At 61.8% G+C, this 19,308-nt stretch carries 12 protein-coding genes and 1 tRNA gene; 12 read left to right on the forward strand and 1 reads right to left on the reverse strand.

Annotated elements, in window-relative coordinates; all coding sequences use genetic code 11:
- Positions 1–8: 8 nt before the first annotated feature.
- A tRNA-Ser gene (locus OIS50_RS07055) sits at positions 9–99 on the reverse strand.
- Between the two features lie 159 nt (positions 100–258).
- On the opposite strand from OIS50_RS07055, the gene OIS50_RS07060 reads away from it, so the two are divergent.
- From OIS50_RS07060 to OIS50_RS07115, 12 genes are all read left to right on the forward strand, one after another.
- The gene (locus tag OIS50_RS07060) at positions 259–1,239 is read left to right on the forward strand and encodes a vWA domain-containing protein (RefSeq protein WP_264693611.1); all 981 of its coding nucleotides are present in this window, start codon (positions 259–261) and stop codon (positions 1,237–1,239) included.
- Entirely contained in the window at positions 1,239–2,135 is an 897-nt protein-coding gene (locus tag OIS50_RS07065; protein ID WP_264693612.1) for a tetratricopeptide repeat protein, read from the forward strand. The genes OIS50_RS07060 and OIS50_RS07065 overlap by 1 nt, the downstream gene beginning before the upstream one ends.
- 121 nt (positions 2,136–2,256) lie before the next feature.
- Entirely contained in the window at positions 2,257–3,441 is a 1,185-nt protein-coding gene (locus OIS50_RS07070) for an acetyl-CoA C-acyltransferase (protein WP_264693613.1), read from the forward strand.
- A 278-nt stretch (positions 3,442–3,719) separates the two neighbouring features.
- Positions 3,720–5,126 carry a toxin-antitoxin system YwqK family antitoxin gene (locus OIS50_RS07075; RefSeq protein ID WP_264693614.1) on the forward strand — a complete coding sequence of 469 codons (1,407 nt, stop codon included), beginning with the start codon at positions 3,720–3,722 and terminating at the stop codon, positions 5,124–5,126.
- Between the two features lie 842 nt (positions 5,127–5,968).
- Positions 5,969–6,412, forward strand: a complete 444-nt coding sequence (locus OIS50_RS07080) for a carboxypeptidase-like regulatory domain-containing protein (protein WP_264693615.1) — start codon at positions 5,969–5,971, stop codon at positions 6,410–6,412.
- A gap of 277 nt (positions 6,413–6,689) precedes the next feature.
- Positions 6,690–9,164, forward strand: coding sequence for a TonB-dependent receptor (locus OIS50_RS07085; protein ID WP_264693616.1), 2,475 nt, complete (start codon positions 6,690–6,692; stop codon positions 9,162–9,164).
- A gap of 440 nt (positions 9,165–9,604) precedes the next feature.
- Positions 9,605–10,036 carry a carboxypeptidase-like regulatory domain-containing protein gene (locus OIS50_RS07090; RefSeq protein WP_264693617.1) on the forward strand — a complete coding sequence of 144 codons (432 nt, stop codon included), beginning with the start codon at positions 9,605–9,607 and terminating at the stop codon, positions 10,034–10,036.
- Between the two features lie 170 nt (positions 10,037–10,206).
- The gene (locus OIS50_RS07095; protein WP_264693618.1) at positions 10,207–10,863 is read left to right on the forward strand and encodes a TIGR02117 family protein; all 657 of its coding nucleotides are present in this window, start codon (positions 10,207–10,209) and stop codon (positions 10,861–10,863) included.
- Between the two features lie 124 nt (positions 10,864–10,987).
- A complete protein-coding gene (locus OIS50_RS07100) occupies positions 10,988–13,531 on the forward strand; it encodes a TonB-dependent receptor (protein WP_264693619.1) in 2,544 nt (847 codons plus the stop codon).
- 295 nt (positions 13,532–13,826) lie between these two features.
- The gene (hisS, locus tag OIS50_RS07105) at positions 13,827–15,236 is read left to right on the forward strand and encodes a histidine--tRNA ligase (protein ID WP_264693620.1); all 1,410 of its coding nucleotides are present in this window, start codon (positions 13,827–13,829) and stop codon (positions 15,234–15,236) included.
- Between the two features lie 508 nt (positions 15,237–15,744).
- Positions 15,745–17,241 (forward strand): histidine ammonia-lyase, encoded by a 1,497-nt coding sequence (gene hutH / locus OIS50_RS07110; protein WP_264693621.1) that lies wholly within the window; start codon positions 15,745–15,747, stop codon positions 17,239–17,241.
- 34 nt (positions 17,242–17,275) lie between these two features.
- On the forward strand, positions 17,276–19,264 hold the full coding sequence (locus tag OIS50_RS07115) for a T9SS type B sorting domain-containing protein (protein ID WP_264693622.1): 1,989 nt from the start codon (positions 17,276–17,278) through the stop codon (positions 19,262–19,264).
- Positions 19,265–19,308 lie beyond the last annotated feature (44 nt).

The raw sequence follows: 19,308 nt of genomic DNA on the forward strand, positions 1-19,308 counted from the left end.
GAAGCCCGTGGCGGAGAGGGGGGGATTCGAACCCCCGGTAAACTTTAGGTCTACGGCAGTTTAGCAAACTACTGGTTTAAGCCACTCACCCACCTCTCCGTATTTGAGGCTGATAACCTACTGGCCGCTTGCCCTTAGGTGCCGCAAATATACAAGCAGCATTCGGAAAACAATTGTTGAGCGAAAAAAAATCTACGTTTCAGCTCAGCAGGGCCATTATCTTTGACCTCTACCACCGCCCCAACCGGCTTCATTCGCATGCTTACGTGGCTGTATTCCTGGACTATTTGGGAAGCCTTGCTGACCGCTGGGGTGCTGGTGCTTTATGTTGGTTACGTGTGGCGCACGGTGCGTCTTTCGCGGCCGCTAGGTATGTCGGGGTGGCGCCTGGCCTGGAAAGCTTTTCCCCGGATGCTGGCCTTCGGGCTGCTGCTGGTGGCCTTACTGGGTCCTGCTTACGGGCTTACGCAGCGGGCCGTGCGCACCGCCGGCAAAGATGTGTGGCTGCTCGTCGATTTGTCGCGCTCGATGGATGCTACCGATGTGGCCCCTTCGCGGCTGCAGAAAGCCAAGGCCGAGCTAACGGAGCTGGTGCAGCGCTTTCCGGCCGACCGCATCGGGCTGATCGTGTTCAGCTCCGAAGCGTTTGTGCACTGCCCCCTCACCTACGATCAGGAAGCCTTGCTGCTGCTGCTCAACACCCTCGACACGCGCCTTGTGCCCCGAGGAAGCACCGAGCTGGCCGAGCCGCTGCAGCTGGCGCTTACGCGCATGGCCACCTCGGCCATTAAGCCCGACAGCGCCGGCGCACCTAGGGCAACTGCCTTGGTACTGGTGAGCGACGGCGAAGACTACAGCGAAAACGTGGAAGGCGTGCTGCGCGAAGTGGTACGCAGCGGCATGCGCCTCTACACCGTTGGGGTGGGCACAACGGCCGGCGGCCGCATACCTAGGGCGGGCGGCTACGTGCGCGATGCCCAAGGCAAACCGGCCCTTACTCGCCTCCAACCGGCCATGCTGCGCCGCCTTTCCGAAGCTACCGGCGGGGTTTACGTAGAGCTAACCGACCGCCGCAACGAATTTCCGCTGCTGCTGCGGACTATTTCGCGCCTAGAAGGCCAAACGCAGCAGGTGCGCACCGTAACCGTAGCCGACAACCGCTTTGTGTACCCGTTGGCGGCGGCGCTGTTGTTGCTGGCGCTCGATGTGGTGATTTCCGTAACCGTTGTGAAGCCCTGATGCGCGGTTTGCTACTCGTACTGCTGTTGCTGGCCGGCGGCTGGTGGGGCGCTTTGCAGCGCGTTCACGATGCCAACCAGGCCTTGCGCCTGGGTGCCGGTGCCTACGCCCGGCGCGACTACGCCGCCGCCGCCGCCGCTTACGCCCGTGCCCGCGCCCTAGGTGCCCACGACGAATCGGTACTGCTAAACCTAGGGCATGCCTACGCCCGGCTCGGGCGCACTACCGAAGCCCGCCAGGCCTACGGCGGCCTGTTGCAGAGCGCTTCGCTGGAAGTGCGTAGCGTGGCACGCCAGCAGCTGGCCGTACTGGCTGCCACCGAAGGGAATTACCCCCAGGCAACAACTTTGCTTCGGCAAGCCCTGCTTGATAACCCGCGCAACACGGCTGCACGCTACAACTACGAGTTGCTCCGCCTCTACCACGGCCGCCGCAACGACCCGCAACTTCCCCCGCCTCCACCCCCACCTGCCGAACGCCAACCCCAGCCAGGCGGCTCCGATCAGCAATCGGGCGAAACGCAGCCCGGCCAGGCACCGCCGCAGCCGGCCCCGGCCAGCGGCAACCAGGGAACCGGGCAAGGCAGCAAAGCCGGCAACCTGGGCGGCAACACCAACCGCGAAACGGCACAGGGCAACAGTCCAGGCAATACGCGCGGACTGGATACCAGCGCCGAAGGCACCGATGCGGGCAACCGAAACGGTGCTGCCAGTGGCGAAGCGGCCAACCCCAACGACAACCGCGTGATTACGCGCCAGCGCCTCGCTCCGCTGAACCTCAACGAAGCCCAGGCCCGGCAGCTGCTCGATGCTTTGCAAGCCGCCGAGCAGCAGTATTTGCAGCAAATACCGCACAAGGGTACGCAGCGCCCCGATCCGCGCAAGCCCGCCTGGTAGCCCTAGGGGCTTGGGTGCGCAGTGCAGCCAGGCACCCGAAAATTCCTACTACTTTTGGCTTGTCGCTGCCTCCGGCAGCCTCAGCCCTACTTTCTACTACAACCCCACCCTTTTTACATTCATGCAGACTAAAGAAGTCTATATCATTTCGGCGGTGCGCACGCCCATCGGCTCGTTTGGTGGCAGCCTGGCCTCGCTTTCAGCTACCGAGCTTGGCGGCATTGCCCTGAAAGGCGCCCTCGAGAAAGCCGGCGTTGAGCCCAAAGAGGTGCAGCAAGTAATCATGGGCAACGTGATTTCGGCCAACCTGGGCCAGGCTCCGGCCCGCCAGGCCGCCCTTAAAGCCGGCCTCGGCTACGAGGTAGAGTGCACCACCGTAAACAAAGTGTGTGCCTCGGGCTCAAAAGCTATTATGATGGCCGCCCAAGCCATTATGCTGGGCCACGCCGATGTGGTGCTGGCCGGCGGCATGGAAAGCATGTCGAACGTGCCGTACTACCTCGACAAAGCCCGTTTTGGCGCGAAATACGGCCACGGTCAGATGATCGACGGCCTGATGAAAGACGGCCTGTGGGACCCGTACCACAACTACGCCATGGGCAACGCGGCCGAAAACACGGCCAAGGAAATGGGCATCACCCGCGAAGAGCAGGATGCCTTTGCCATTGAGAGCTACACCCGCAGCGCTAACGCGGCCAAAGCCGGCAAGAAGAAAGACGAAATTATTCCCGTAACGATTGAGCAGCGCGGCAAAACCGTGGTGGTGGAAGACGACGAGGAGTACACCAAAGTCGACTTCGCCAAAGTACCGGGCCTGAAGCCGGCCTTTATCAAAGAGGGCGGCACCGTAACGGCGGCCAACGCCTCTACCCTCAACGACGGCGCCGCCGCCGTGCTGCTGATGAGCAAGGAGAAGGCCGAAGCCCTAGGTCTGAAGCCGATGGCGCGGGTACTGGGCTTTGCCGATGCCGAGCAGGCGCCGGAGTGGTTCACCACCTCGCCCTCGCTGGCTATTCCGAAGGCCCTGAAGTACGCTGGCGTAACGCCCGAGCAGGTGGATTTCTACGAAATCAACGAGGCTTTCTCGGTGGTATCGTTGGCCAACAACAAGCTGCTGAACCTCGAAGGCTCGAAAGTGAACGTGTACGGCGGTGCCGTGTCGCTGGGCCACCCGCTGGGGGCTTCGGGTGCGCGCATCGTAACCACCCTGCTGAACGTGATGAACAACGAAGGCGGCAAGATTGGTGTAACCGGCATCTGCAACGGTGGCGGTGGCGCCAGCAGCCTCGTGTTCGAGAAGCTGTAAGCGCAAACCCGCCGGATTTGGCCGCCTTTGCTGGCCTGCCAGGCCGCTGTATTTGCGAACAACCAAACAGGTGCCGCGGCCCATGGGCCGCGGCACCTGTTTTTTTACCTAGGGCTGTGTTGTGCCCTAGGTGCTCCGGGGCTGAGTTGTAAGAAGCAGGTTTGCAGCACCTTTACGCCAAATGCATTGTTGAGCCCACTACCCGACAGCGCATCTTCAGCTTCGGCACAATTTTTCCTGCACCAGCGCTATTAATTCGAAAGCGCATATTTGACGGCATGAACAAACTACTGCTGGCGGGCTCCCTCCTGCTGCTGGCGGCTCCGGCCTGGGCGCAGCGCCCCCGCGTCTTCACCACGTACTACGATACCACCCACACCAAAAAGCGCGAGGTATACCGCGCCCTGGTTGGTGCCGATACCGTGTTGGAAGGCCCCTACAAACGCTTTTACCGCACGGGCAAGCTGGAGGTGCAAACCAGCTACCGCGGCGGCAAGCTCGATAGCGCCTACGTCGAGTTTTTTGAGAGCGGGCAGCGCCGCCTGGAAGTAACCTTCAGGGAAGGCCAACGGCAAGGGCCTTTCCGTACGTTTTACCCCACGGGCAAAGTAGCGCAGGAGGGCTCCTACGTCGACGATCAGCCCACGGGTAACATCAAGATGTACCACCCTTCGGGCGAGCTGAAACTTGAAACCACACTCGACCGGGGCCAACCCTCCGGCGTGGTGCGCCAGGTATATGCCTCGGGCAAGCCCCAGGTTGAAATGACCTACAAAGACGGGCAGCCCAACGGCGTGGTGCGCACCTATTTTCCCAATGGCCAGCTGCAGAGCGAAGGCGCTTACCGCAACGGCCTGCTGGCCGGCGGCTACAAAACGTGGTACAGCAACGGCCAACTCGAAACCGAGGTGACCATGGATAACACCGGCCGCGGCACCATGCGCACGTACTACCCCACGGGCAAGCTACGCACCGAGGGCAACTACGTGCCTGCCACCGCCGCTACCCGCCAGGTAACCAACCAGCTCGGCGACGACCTTACCAAGCGTGCCCAGCAGCTGGCCCCCGGTACGGCCAACCTCGAAGGCGCCGTAAAAACCTACTACGAAGACGGCAAGCTGAAAAGCACGCAGAACTACAAAGCCGGTTTGCTGACGGGCCTGTCGCGCTACTTCTACCCCTCGGGCAAGCCCGAGCAGGAAGTGGTGTACTCCAACGCGGCCAAAGACCGCAAAGTGACCGTGTTCTTCGAGGAAGGCGGCGTGAAAGAAGAACAGGAGTACAAGAACACCCAGCGCAACGGCACGTGGCGCACCTTTTTCCCCAACAGCAAGCAGGTGCAGCGCAAGGAAACCTACCTCAACGGCCGTTTGGTGGGCGAGCAAACCACCTATTTCGCCTCGGGCCAGGTGCAGCGCAAGCTAAACTACGAGGGCGGCAAAGCCGTGGGCACCGAACAGGAATACTACCAATCGGGCAAGCTACGCAGCGAAACTGCCTGGAAAGCGGGGCTGAAATCGGGCCCGTACCGGCAGCTGCGCGAAGACGGCACCCTGGAGGTGCAGGGCCAGTTCCGCAACAACCGCGAAACGGGCGTATGGAGCTACTTTGGCCCCGATGGCAAAGCTGTATCGGAAAAGAAGACGTTCCGGAACGGGCAGGTAGTTGCCCCCGGCACCAAGTAAACCGCAGCCCGTTCGGTTACAAACACAACCGCCAACCCGTACCGGGTTGGCGGTTTTTTTTGCCCTAGGTGGCCTCGGCGAAAGAGTGGGGTGCGCCCTGCACATTTATATATGATGTAGCATATAATTAGGGGGGGCTGCAGCGTTAATGAAAAAATCAGGGGCCGCTGTAACCATTGCCCTAGGTCGGAGTTTCCACCTTCGCATTCAGGCATCGAAAAAAATTTTACCGCCAGATGCATCCTACGAAATTGTTCGTAGTCTTTGGTTTGAATGGTGAGTGAAAAGGACGGCGGACCGCGGCCGTCGTTCTACCCGCTCTCGTTCGGCTTACCCATCAGCCAATTTGTTGCGGCTGTTGGTACTTACCGAACTCCGGCTGGCCTACAACTAGGCTGTACTGGTAATCCGCATGCTGCTGGCAGCAACTTAGTTGGCCCAGCACCTAGGAAAAAACTTTATTACCTAGGCAACGCCTCTCTCCGACTTTCCATCTACCCTTCTGAAAACGCCCCACAAGCATAGCAGAAGGCGAATTGAAGATTAACAATAAAAAAATATAGCAAGTACCTTGCGTTACAAAGTACCTATTATTACCTTTGAAACGTTGAAAGAGTAAGCCGCATGCGGGGCACGGTAACCGACCGGACTGCCAGCCGCCCACCAACGGGCTGCAACCCGCACACGGTATTTGGCGACTATCAACTACCGATACTTCCTTGAAGATCAACCGATAGTCTTGCGTCTGCCATCGTTGGTCGGACGGACAGCACAGAGTGGAACCGCGGCCACTGGCTGCCCGACGGCACCCCCGTTCGTGTAACCTTTTTCTCTCTCAAGTCATGTTACTTTCAATGTTCAACCGCGCCCTGATGGGTGCTGGCCTCCTCGCTGCATCCATTTCGCAACCCGCTGCCGCCAACTTCTCGGAAGCACCCAGCACCCACACCGGCGTGCAAATCACCGGCTCCTTCAGCGGTACGCTCATCGACCAGTACACTGGCCGCCCGCTAAACCAGGCCACCGTAGCCTTGATGCGCCAAGACAACGAACAGCTGATTGCCGGTGCCGTAACGGCTGACAACGGCGAATTTCGCCTTGACCGCGCCGCCTTTGGCCGCTACATGCTGCACGTAGAAGTTGCTGGTTACGAGCCTCTTCACGAAGAAGTAATCATTGCTGCCGGCCGCGATGTAGTGGACCTAGGCAGCTACGGCCTCATCCCGCTGAAGGCAGTAGCTGCCAACTCCACGCCGCCGAAAATGACGCTGGTAGCTCAGGATTAATCACCTGCTACCTGCCTCGTATGCGTCTCCTTCCCTCCTTTCGCGCTTCAATTACCTATTCGTGCTTAGGCACGCTATTTAGCCCAACCGGGGAGCAAGCATTGGAAAAACCGCCTTGCTCCCCGGCCGAAGGGCCACCTGGCTGCCCCCTTTGCTAACCTATTCGCGGATCCGATCCGCATTTTTTTCCGCCATGTACCTTGCTTAACAAGGTACATGCTAATACACAAACAGATAAGCGGCCGTCGCGCTGCCCCTCACCTCACCATTCAAGCTCATGTTTGCACTATACTCATCCAAAGCCCTGTGGTGCGCTCTTCCGGTAGTGGTTTGCACGTCGATGGCCGCTCAGGCCCAACAAGCTCCTGGCTCGGTAGCCGGCACTTTGCTCGACAAGGCCAACAACCAGCCACTGCCCTTCGCCAACGTGGTACTGCTTCGTGCTCAAGACTCGACACTGGTAACCGGCACGGCTACCTCCGAAACCGGCCGCTTCAAGCTCGATAAAGTAGCGCCCGGCACCTACGCCCTGCGGGCCACGGTTTTGGGGTATCAGCCGCTGCGCCGCACGGTTACGGTGGGTACCAACGGCGGGGATGTGGAGCTGGGCACGGTGACGCTGCAGCCCACCACGCAACAGCTGAAGGGCGTGACGGTAACGGGTGAGCGCGCCGCTGTGCAGGATAACCTGGATAAAAAGGTCATCAACGTAGAGAAAGACCTGACGAGCGTAGGTGGCACGGCCGTAAACGTGCTGCAAAACGTGCCTTCGGTGGCCGTATCACCCGATGGCACCGTGAGCATGCGCGGCAGCTCCAACATCACCATCCTTATCGACGGTAAGCCCACCGGCGCGGCTAACGGCGGCGTGGGCAACCGGCTGGAGCAAATCCCGGCCAGCAGCATCGAGAAGGTGGAGGTAGTAACCAACCCCTCGGCCCGCTACGATGCGGCTGGCGCGGGTGGCGTCATCAATATCATTCTCAAAAAGCAGAAGAAAGACGGCTGGAACGGCCAGGCTACGGCCACCATCGGCACCCGCGACAAATACAACGGCAGCCTAAGCCTGAACCGCCGCGCTGGCAAGCTGAACCTGTTTGCCTCGGCCGATGTGCGCGATATGGACTTCCGCTCGACGATGTGGATGGACCAGTACACCACCGTGGAGGGCTACGCGCTGCGCACCGCGCAGCAGGGCGGCAACCTGCGCCAAAACAAAACCTACAACGGCCGCCTGGGCTTCGATCTGAACCTGCCCGCCAACCAAAGCCTGACCGTTGCCTTTGAGCCGAACCTGAACCGCAGCCGCAACACCGGCTGGCAAGTAGCCACCCTTACCGATGCCGCCGGCTCGCGCCGCATTGCCAGCACCCTAGGTGTGCGCGAAAACGTAGACAACCACGAAGCCTCCGCCGATTACCGCCGCACCTGGGAGCAGCACAAGGGCCGCGAGCTGACGGCTAACCTAGGCTACACCTACCTGATGGCCAACGTGGTAGTGGGCCAGCGCAACACCGAAGGCCAAGTTACCGACGACCTGCGCGAGTGGAAGCAGGACATCGGTGTGAACCTGCACGGTGTGGCTGGGCAGGCCGACTATGCGCACCCCCTAGGTGAAAAAACCCGCCTCGACCTAGGCCTGAAGGGCCAGTGGCAAACCAACGACGGCACCTACGACTTCATGCGCCAGGACGCCGAAGGCGAAGAGGCCAAGCGCGTAGCCGACCGCTCGTACGCCTACACCTTTACCGAGTACACCCAAGCCGCCTACGCCACCTACCAAACCGAAGTAGGCAAATGGAACGTGCAGGGCGGCCTGCGCGCCGAGTACACCAACACCAGCGGCGCCGTGAAAAACGGCCAAGGCCCCTTCAAGCTGGAGTACCTCAACCTGTTTCCGTCGGCAACGGTGGTGCGCACCTTGCCTACTGCCGACCAGCGCGTGCAGTTAAGCTACTCGCGCCGCCTGAACCGGCCCAACTTTATGCAGCTGTTGGCTTTCCCGCTCTACCAGGATCAGCGCAGCTACCGCATCGGAGACCCCAGCCTGCGCCCCGAGTACATCAATGCCCTGGAGCTGGGCCACCAGATTACGCTGGGCCAGGCCAGCCTAAGCTCGACGCTGTTCTACCGCCAAACGAACAACGCCATTCAGCGCCTCACCAAAATTGATACGCTGGCTACGCGCCTCTACGGCAACGGTGCGGTTATTACGGGCCAGTACGCCGACAACTTTGGCCAGGCCTACAGCTACGGCGCCGAAATGTCCTGGAACCAGCCGCTGGCGAAGTGGTGGCGCGTAACGGCCAACGGCTCGTTGTTTCAGACGAACGTAACGGCCGCCACGGGCAACGAATCGAGCCGCCGCACGGTGTCGGGCACGGCCCGCCTGATGAACTCCTTCAGCCCCACGCCCAAGCTCGATGTGCAGCTCACCGGCAACTACCGCGCGGCCGTACTCACGGCGCAAGGCCGGGTAGCGCCCGTAGGCTCGGTGGATATTGCCTTGCGCCAACGCCTCTTCAACGATAAAGCCGCGCTTACCCTGCGCGTGTCCGACATCTTCGACACGCAGCGCAACCGCGTGGAGGCCTTTGCCCAAACGCCGACTACCGATTACCGCGCCACCATGTACAACAAGTGGGAGTCGCGCGTGGGCTACCTCGGCTTCTCGTGGTACATGGGCAAAAACAAGCCGCCCAAAAAGATTGAAAACCAGCCGCAAGGCGGCGGTGGCGGCTTCGGTGGCTAAGCAGCCCCACGCCCGCTTCTCTCCTGCTGAAACGACGTGCAACGGGGCTGCTTCCGTAGGGAGGCAGCCCCGCTGTTTACCGGCTTAGCGCAACGGCGCCTCACCCAATAATGTGGGCCCGCTGCCGAGCTGGCCCCTAGGTGAAAAATACCCAGAAAAAAGATACAGCAAAAACCGCTCTTGCGCGCTTAAAACGCACATTTTCAATTGCATCACATCATCGTGCGATTGATACGCGCCTCCACGCCAGGCTACCTTTGTAACGTTAGCTCAGAGCAACCTAGGCGCCCGGTAAGCAACTGAAAGCCACCGCGCCAACCGCCCCCGGCAGCCCTGCCAACCGCTCTCGCTTCGCATCCTTCGGGCACCGGCCACGAGCAGTACCGCGGCTGCTTCGGGCCACCGCCCCTCCAGCATCACAACTTCGACCAACCACTACCATGAAAACGACTGCAGCCTTCCGTTCCCTTCTTTCGGCCCTCGCCCTCATGCTGGCCCTCTACGCCACCGCCGCCGTTACTTCCCGAACAGGTCAGATAACGGGCACCGTGCTCGATGCGGCCACCAAGGAAAGCATTCCGCGAGCCCACGTGGTGCTGCTCCGGGCCCGCGACAACGCCTACGTAGCTACGGCCACCACCGCCCCCGATGGCAGCTTCCGCTTCCGGAACTTGCCCTTCGGCCAGTACAAGCTCCGCACCACTATTTTGGGCTACGAGGAGCCGCACACCATGCTGAATGTAAATGCTTTGCAGCCACGCGTCAACCTGGGCAAAGTGCAGCTCGAGCCGCTTAGCCTGCCATCGGAGCAAAGCCCGCTAGCGTTGATTCAGCCTACCCAACTGGGTACTACCGCCCTCATCATGCACTAAGCCTCCCTCCTTTCTGAGCTATGGCCGGGCGGGGCCGCAGGTATTGAACCTGCGGCCCCGCTTGCGTTTGGGTTACCAGCGGCTGAGGCCTGGCATAAACACTTGCCCTAGGTACTGCGGCACCTAACATTGTGCGTATGCGTTGCTGTCCCCGTATCCTTCGCCTGCTCATGTCTGCTTTCGTTGCCATTGTGGTGTTGCTGATGTCCGGGAGCTTGATTCCGCGCAACGCCGCGTTTCGGCAAACACCCGATGGCGTGCCCGTGTACGTGGTGTCGAATGGCTTTCATACCGATTTGGTGCTGCCCATTTACGAGCCGCGCACCAACACCAACTGGCTGCAGCGCACCGGCAACGCCGCCCTGCAGGCGCGGTTTGCGGGCTACGAGTACGTGGCGTTTGGCTGGGGCAACGAGGCGTTTTACCTGGAATCGTACGGCGGGCGCATGCCCAAATTGGGCACGGTACTCCGGGCGGTGCTGCCGGCGCGCACCCTTATGCACGTGGGCTTTTACCGCGCGGCACCTAGGGCGCGCGAGTGGGTGGTGCCCTTGCGTATTTCGGTTGATGAGTACCGGCAGCTCACCAGCTACATCGAGCAGTCGTTCCGGCCCGATTCCCTAGGTAACTGGGCACTGCGCAACCAGGCAGGCTACTCGCCCGATGACTTTTTCTTCCGGGCCCGGGGCCGCTACCACGCCCTGCGCACCTGCAACGACTGGACCAACCAAGGCCTGCGCCGCGCCGGTATCCGCTCGGCACTCAAAGCACCGCTGGCCGCCTCCGTGCTGTACCAGGTGCGCCAGGCTGCCGAAAAAACTGAATAACGCGTGCAACACCTCGGCCGGGGCCGGGTCTTTGCTCGGTTTTCCGCCGCAGCGCCTGAGCAGGACTTTGTAACCTCCGGCGCTGTGGTGAGTTGTTGAGCCGTGCGTTGTCAATTCTCTTTCAATGAGTTCAGCTTTTACTTCTTCATCGCAGCAGCTGCCTAGGCTGTTGCTCGCCTTTTTATTGTTGTTGCCGCTGAGCGTGTGGGCCCAAACCACCGGCTCGGTTACGGGCACGCTGCTCGATGGCTCTAACAATCAGCCGGTACCCTTTGCCAACGTGGTGCTGCTCCGCGCGCAGGACTCGACCCTGGTAACGGGCGCCCAAACCGCCGACAACGGTGCCTTCAAGATTGAGGGGGTTCCGTTTGGTAACTACTCCTTGCGCGTAACGCAGCTGGGCTACCGCCCGGCCCGGCGCCCCATTACGCTGTCGGCCGAGCAGCCTACGCTGGCCCTAGGTCAGCTGCGCCTGCGCTCCACCACGCAGCAGCTGAAGGGCGTGACAGTTACGGGCGAGCGGGCCATTGTGCAAGACAACCTCGATAAGAAGGTCATCAACGTATCGAAAGACCTGAGCACCGTGGGCGGCACCGCCGTGGATGTGCTGCAGAACGTGCCTTCGGTGAACGTGGACCAGAACGGCTCGGTGTCGCTGCGTGGCTCGCAGAACGTTACGATATATATCGACGGCAAACCTACCGGCGCTGCTGGGGGTGGCCGCGCCGTAAATCTCGACCAGATTCCAGCTTCGCAGATTGAAAGCGTGGAAATCGTGACGAACCCCTCGGCGCGTTACGATGCCGAAGGTTCGGGCGGTATTCTGAACATTGTGCTGAAGAAGGAGCAGCGCAACGGCCTGAACGGCTCGACTACGCTGAACGTTGGCACCCGCGACAAATACAACGGCTCGATAGCCTTGAACCTGCGCCAGGGCAAGTTCAACTTCTTCGGCAACTACGACGCCCGCTACGATAACCGCTTCACGCGCCGCAACCTCGATCAGGTAAGCATCCTGCGGGGCCGCTTGGAGCGCGATTCCACCATTCTGCTCACGCAGCGCGGCCGCGGCGACCGTACCGGCGTTTCGCACAGCGGCCGTTTCGGCTTCGATTACACCATTACGCCGCAGCAAACCATTACGCTCTCGGTGCAGCCGCGCCTGAACACCTCGGAGGCTATTGAAACGCTGAATGCCAACCGCAGCTACGCCGTTACCGGCGCCGACCGCGGCTCTTTTATCCGCCGCAACGACTCAGAAGGCCGCAACCGCTCCACCGATTTCACCCTCGACTACCGCCGCACCTGGGCCGGCCAGAAGCGCCGCGAGCTTACGGCCATGGCCGTGTTTACGCCCATCCGCAGCGAAAACACCACCGACTCGCGCCTCGACTCGGTGCAGGCCCGCCGCCAGCCCGCGCAGCCGCAATTGCAGCAGCAACGCAGCGACAACCGCCTCGACCAGGGCTCGGCCCAGATTGATTACGTGCACCCTCTGGGTGAGAAAGGCCGCCTCGACCTAGGGCTAAAAAGCGTGATGCGCCGCACCGATGCCGACTTCCAGTTTCTGCTGGGCCTTTCGGATGTGCTGCCCCTTACCTACGACCCCAGCCGCTCCAACCGCTTTAAGTACGCGGAGTACATTCAGGCCGCTTACCTCACGTACCAAAACGTGCGCGGCAAGCTGAACTACCAGGCCGGCCTGCGCGCCGAGCAAACCAATGCACAAGGCCGCCAGTACAACACCGCGCCGGCGCCCGGTGGTCAGCCCTTCCCGGCCCAGTTCCGCCGGAACTACCTAGGGCTGTTCCCGTCGCTTACGTTGGCTTACGACGTTACGCCTTCGCAGCGGGTGCAGGCCAGCTACTCGCGCCGCCTCAACCGCCCCGATGTCAACAGCCTTAACCCCTTCATCGACTACTCCGACCCGCTGAACTACCAGCAGGGCAACCCCTACTTGCTGCCCGAGTACATCAATGCGTCGGAGCTGGGCTACCAGTGGTTTAAAGGCCGCACCAGCTTCACGGGCACGGCGTTTTACCGCTACTCCACGGGCGTGGTGCAGCGCCTGCGCGAGCTCGACGCCGAAACCGGCGTAACAATTACACGCCCGCAAAACATCTCGAACAGCAAGTCATATGGCCTAGAGGCCTCGTTGGCGCAGCCGCTGGCCAAGTGGTGGCGCGTGTCGCTGAACGGTTCGGCTTTCCGCAACATAATTGCCGCAAGCACTGGTACCGAGCTCGACAACAAGAACTTCGCTTACACCGGCCGCCTCAACTCGGTGTTCACGCCCATAAAGTCGCTCGATTTGCAGGTATCGGCTTTCTACCGCTCTCGCACCGTTACCACGCAGGGCTCGTTCGGCCAGATTTTCTCTACCGAACTCGGCGCCAAGTACAGCGTGCTGAAAGACCGCGGAGCCATCACGCTGCGCGTGTCGGACTTGTTCAACACCCAGGAGTTCAACATCAAGTTCCGCGGCCCCAACTTCAGCAGCGACAACCAGTTTAAGCGCGAAACCCGCGTGGGCTTCATCGGCTTCACCTACCGTTTCGGCCAAGCGCCGGGCGAAGGCGGCCCGCAGCGCGGACGTGGCCGTGGCCGCGGCGAGCAGCAGCAACCGCAGCAGGATGACAACCTAGGCGGTGGCGACTTCGGCGGCTAAGCTCAAAAGAACGTCATGCCGAGCCCCGCCGAAGCATCTCTACCGCTTCGCCAGCATGTAGCGCGGACTTCAGTCCGCAGCCCACAGATAGTAACCTCCCCAATAAGTGAGGATACTCTCAGGAAACTCGGTAAAGATGCTTCGGCGGGGCTCAGCATGACATTCGAAGAGTAGCTGAAACTGAAGAGGCCGGTTCTGCTTGCAGAACCGGCCTCTTGTCTTTTAATGCATCAAACTCGGCCCTCTCCGACCTAGGCAGTACCTTCGCGGCCACATTTCCGCATTCACCTCTCGAATGAGCGCTCAGAAACCCAGCATTCCCCGCGGTACCCGCGACTTCGGTCCTCAGCAGGTAGCCCGGCGCAACTATATTTTCGGCACCATCCGCCGCGTGTTTGAAAAGTTTGGCTACGCGCCGCTCGAAACGCCCACCATGGAAAACCTGTCGGTGCTGACGGGCAAGTACGGCGAAGAGGGCGACCAACTGCTGTTCAAAATCCTGAACTCGGGCGACTTCGCGAAAGATGTTTCGGCTGAAGACCTGGCCGCTGGCGCCAAAAAGGTGCTGCCCAAAGTAGCCGAGAAAGGCCTGCGCTACGACCTCACGGTGCCCTTCGCGCGCTACGTGGTGATGAACCGCAACCAGCTCACGCTGCCCTTCAAGCGCTATCAGATTCAGCCCGTGTGGCGCGCCGACCGCCCGCAGCGTGGCCGCTACCGCGAGTTTGTGCAGTGCGATGCCGACGTGGTGGGCACCACTTCGCTGCTCTGCGAAGCCGAGATTGTGCTGATGATCGACGAGGTGCTGTCGACCCTAGGGCTGACGGACTTCACCATCAAGATTAACCACCGCGGCGTGCTCTCCGGCATATACCAGGCCCTAGGTGGCGTGGGCACCGAGTCGGACTTGTTCGTGGCCATCGACAAGCTCGACAAGATTGGTGTGGAGGGCGTAAGCAACGAGCTGCGCCAGCGCGGCTTCACCGACGAAGCCATTGAGAAGGTGTTCGATTACCTGCAAGTGGATGGCTCGTTCGAAGAGAAGTTAACCCAGCTTCGCACCGCTTTCGGTGCCGATGGCGTGCTGGCCGATGCCGCTGCCGGCCCCGCCAAAGGCCTCTCCGACCTGGAGCAAGTGCAAGGCTACTTGCAGGACTTCGGCTTCGAGAACTTCCAGCGCCTCGATTTCGACGTGACGCTGGCCCGCGGCCTGAGCTACTACACCGGCTGCATCTTCGAGGTAAAGGTGAACAACGTGCAGATGGGCAGCATTTCGGGCGGCGGCCGCTACGATAACCTCACCGGCGCCTTCGGCCTGCCGGGCCTGTCGGGCGTGGGCTTCTCGTTCGGCGTCGACCGCATTTACGACGTGCTCGAAGAGCTGCAGCTGTTTCCCGAAGGCGCCGTATCGGCCCCACTTTGCCTCATAGCCAACTTCGACCAGGAGGGCCGTGCCACCGTGCTGCCGCTGCTGCGCCAGCTGCGCAACGCCGGTCTGGCCGCCGAGCTGTACCCCGAAGTAGCGAAGCTGAAAAAGCAGTTTGAATACGCCGACAAGCGCCGCATCCGGTACATGCTGCTCGCCGGCCCCGATGAGCGCGCTGCTGGCCTGGTAAAGCTCCGCGACATGCGCGCCGGCAGCGAGGTTGCCATGCCTGCCGAGGAAGTGATTAGCCAACTGCTGGAGCTCAGCACCGAACGCTAGCCGGTTTGCTTGCTGCTTGCTTTGCCACCTGCCCGCCGAGTTCTCGGCGGGCAGGTGTGTTTTTGGCACCTAGGGTTTGTTCGTGGTTTTTCCGGCGTTGTTTGCAAACGTTGTTTACCCTGTCTTCCTGACGCAGGAAGGACCTTATCACGCCTGCGCAACCTCCCTAGGTCGTTGTCAGGCCGCGCCCAGCCGAGGGCATCTCGCGTGCTGACTTCGGATACTAACCGCTCCCCCTCTCTTGTGGAAAGGGGGCCGGGGGGTGAGGTACCCAAAAGCGCCTTCGCTTGGTCTCAGGATGACAGGGCAAACAACGTCAGCAACCCAGCAGCCGCGCTTTGCGCGACACGACAGCCGCGCCCTAGGTCCTTCGCCTGACGCCTCAGAAGGACAGCCACAAAACCCCACCCGCCCAAAACTTCCTGCCCAACCCACACCCATAATCTTCAGCCAAACGAGTAGTTTCCGGCCTTGCTAGCCCACCCACTAGCTGTACCCTCCCCCACCCATGCCCGAAACTTTCCATCTCAACCCCGCTACTTACCTCGACCTTGCCACCCTCGAACAGGTAATTCAGCAAAAGCACAGCATTGCCCTCAGCGACGATGCCCGCCAGCGCATCGAGCACTGCCACCACTACCTGCACAACCGCTTAGCGCACTCCGATGCGCCGGTGTACGGCATCAACACGGGGTTTGGCGCGCTGTGCAACACCAGCATTTCGCCCGCCGACCGTAGCCAGCTGCAGCAAAACCTGATGATGTCGCACGCCTGCGGCACCGGCGCCGAGGTGCCCGCCGAGCTGGTGCGCCTAATGCTGCTGCTGAAAGCCCAAAGCCTGAGCTACGGGCACAGCGGCGTGCAAGTGGCCACCGTGCAGCGCCTGCTCGATTTTTACAACCGCGGCATTGTGCCGGTGGTGTATCAGCAAGGCTCCCTAGGTGCCAGCGGCGATTTGGCTCCCCTGGCTCACCTGTGCCTGCCGCTGATTGGCTTGGGCGAAGTGCTGTTCGAGGGCTACCGCTTGGCCGCCGCCGATGCTATGCATTTGTTTAGCTGGCAACCCATTGCCTTGCAAGCCAAAGAGGGCTTGGCGCTGCTGAACGGCACGCAGTTTATGCTAGCCTACGCCGTGCACACCACCCTGCGCGCCCGCCGATTGCTGCTCGCCGCCGATGTAATTGGGGCTATTTCGCTGGAGGCGTTTGATGGCCGCCCCGAGCCGTTTGATGAGCGCCTGCACCGCATTCGGCCGCACGTAGGCCAAGTGGCGGTGGCGCGGCACATTCGGGAATTGCTGCACGGCAGCGAGCTGCAGCAGCAGGCCAAAACCGCCGTGCAAGACCCCTACTCGTTCCGCTGCATGCCCCAGGTACACGGCGCCTCGCGCGATGCGGTGCAGCACGTAAGCCAGGTGGTGGAAACCGAGTGCAACGCCGTTACCGACAACCCCAACATCTTCCCCGAAACCGACGCCATTTTGTCGGGTGGCAACTTCCACGGTCAGCCCCTGGCCCTGGCGCTCGACTACCTGGCCATTGCCGTGGCCGAGTTGGGCTCGATTTCGGAACGCCGCACGTACCAGCTCATCAGCGGGCAGCGCGGCTTGCCGCCTTTCCTGGTAGCCGAACCGGGCCTGAACTCGGGCCTGATGATTCCGCAGTACACGGCTGCCAGTATCGTAAGCCAGAGCAAGCAGCTGTGCACGCCCGCCTCCGTGGATAGCATCGTGAGCAGCAATGGCCAGGAAGACCACGTAAGCATGGGCTCGAACGCGGCCACCAAAGCCCTGCGCGTGCTCGAGAACACCGAGCAGGTATTGGGCATCGAGCTGCTGAATGCCGTGCAGGCCCTGCAGTTCCGCCGCCCCAGGCGCAGCTCCGAGGCGCTGGAGCAAGTGGTGGCTGCTTTTCAGGAGCAAGTAAGCTTTGTAGCCGCCGACCGCGTGCTGTACCCGTCGCTGCACCAAGCCGCCGAGTTTGTGCGCACGTATCAGTGGGCATAAACCTGCGAAGCCGACTGGCGCTTATTTTAAGCACATGAAATATGAAAACGGGCGTTGGGGCGTTGGCACTGGCATGATGATGCGCTGTTTGCTGCTGGGCTTGTTGCTGGTGCTGAACCTAGGGCCCGCACTGGCGCAGGTGTGCACTAATGATGCCTTTGGCCCCACCGCCTGCTTTCGGGTGTACGACGACGCCACCGGCCAGCTGCTCGATGTACCCGGCCAGCCCGTAACAGTGCTTTGCGCTGGCTCGCGCATTCGGTTGCGCGACTGCAGCGGCCAGAACTACCCGCGCCAGAACATCCGGTACATTTTCGATTGCTTTTCGACGACCAACACCAACCTCGATACCGTAACCACCCGCACCGTGCCCAACACGCCGGGCACACTCATTATTCAGCAGAACACCCCCAACCCCGGTGGCCCAGGCTACCCCACGGGCACAGGGCAGCTGTTTTCGCGGCGGTTTGAGGTGCGCGCCCGGCCGCAACCCGATTTTACGTTTGCGTACTGCGGCACGGCCCGTACGCAGGTGCAAATCACCATTCTGCAGCCGCAGGCCAACGTGCAGTACGAGGTGCAAGTAGGCAGCGGCCCGCGCCAGCCGGTTACGCAACCCACGGCCGTATACGCTGCCACACCCGGCGCAACTAACATTACAGTATACGGCAGCTACCGCGACGCCCGCATTTGCGAAGGCGCCACCACCAAGCCCTACCCTGTGCAAGTTGCCCCGCAAAGCCCGGTGTTGCAGCGCTTGGCCGTGCAGGGCAATACGCTCGAGTTGGGCTTTGCCGCGTTGCAGCCCGAGTACCGCTACGTGCTCGAGCAAGATGGCAGCAGCGTGGCCACGCTGCCGGCCGGTAGCACCACCTTTTCGCTGCCCAACGGCGCCCTAGGTAGCTGCTACCGCTTGCGCCTTACCGATGCCTGCGGTACGTTGTCGCTGCCCTCGGCGCAGCTTTGTCCGGTTAGCCTCACGGCCACTTCGGCCAACGGGCAAAACCAGCTGAACTGGGTGCAGCCACCCGGCAGCAACGTTACCGATTATCAGATTAGCTGCAACGGGCAACTGCTGACCACCGTGCCAGCTACCACCACGGCTTACACCGATGTGGCCGTAACCTGCGGGCAAACGTACCGCTACCAGGTTGCGGCGCGCACCGCCAACGGCACCTCGCTCTCCGATACGCGCACGGTGCAAACCAGCGTGGGGCAGCCCGCCGCCCCGCCGCAGCTGTCGGTGTCCATCGCGCTTGATAATACCGTGGAAATAACCACGCTCGGGCCGGCCCTAGGTGCCGGCACCCGCCTGCAGCTACGCCGCCGGGTGGGCAGCGCCGCCCCGCAGTTGCTGCCGCCCGCCCAGCAACTGCCCGTTACCGACCAGCCCGGCACGGCCTCGCCCCGGCGCATTCCGTGCTACACGGGCGTGCTGATTGATGAGTGCGGCACTACTTCGGCCGAGGGCCCGGCGGCCTGCCCGCCCACCCTAGGTGCCCAAGCCGCCAACGCCGACGGCAGCCAGGTGCGCCTGCGCTGGACGGAGCCCTCGGGCCAGGGCACCGGCTGGACGTACCGCCTCCTCACCCTCGATGCCGCCAACCGCGAGCTGCGCAACCAGCCCGTAACCGACACCACGTACCTCGATGCCCAGCCCCCCGCCGAGCGCCAGGTGCTGCGCTACCGCCTGGCCGCCACCAGCAATGGCCGCACCGTGTACAGCAACATTGCCACCGTAAGCCGCCCGGTGGTGGTGGTGGTGCCCAACGCCTTCAGCCCCAACGCCGACGGCCTGAACGACGTGCTGGAGGTGAAAGGCCGTTTCCTGAACACGTTCAACTTCACCATCTTCGACCGCAACGGCGTGGTGGTGTTCCGCGGCACCGACCGCACCCAAACCTGGGATGGCCGCGTGCGCGGCGTGGTAGCCGCGCCGCAGGTTTTTTCGTTTCAGTTCGAAGCCATCGACGAAACCGGCCAGCGCGTAGTGCAACGCGGCACCATTACGCTGCTCAGGTAGGCCCGCCCAGCGGCGGCTACTTGCGCCCTGCGCCGTACTTTTGG

The sequence above is a fragment of the Hymenobacter sp. YIM 151858-1 genome, assembly GCF_025979705.1.
Taxonomy (GTDB): domain Bacteria; phylum Bacteroidota; class Bacteroidia; order Cytophagales; family Hymenobacteraceae; genus Solirubrum.